General features: G+C 46.7%; 1 protein-coding gene. It reads right to left on the bottom strand.

Features of this window, described 5'->3' with window-relative positions; translation table 11 throughout:
• Positions 1 to 212 (bottom strand): DegV family protein (locus tag HJY11_RS14620; RefSeq protein ID WP_208076571.1); only part of this gene is annotated, 212 nt, incomplete at both ends.

Below are 212 nucleotides of genomic sequence, written 5' to 3'. Positions count from 1 at the left end.
CTTTAATAATAGATTCAAATAGTTCTCTTGCCTGTCCAGGAGTAACCTGGGAAGTCGTCGGCAGAGATCCGTTTCGGATCCGGTCGAAAAATTCTTTCTTTGACAGACCCTCCATATCCGGATAGGTCTCACCGTCAATCGTATATGCTAATCTAAGCGTCGGAACCCTGTGTTCTTCCAGCCATTCTTTCGGAAGATCCACGGTACTGTCC

Origin of the sequence: Bittarella massiliensis (ex Durand et al. 2017), from assembly GCF_017566145.1 — a bacterium.
In the GTDB taxonomy this organism is placed as follows: domain Bacteria; phylum Bacillota; class Clostridia; order Oscillospirales; family Ruminococcaceae; genus Bittarella; species Bittarella massiliensis_A.
This window is presented reverse-complemented; position numbering and strand designations above follow the sequence as displayed.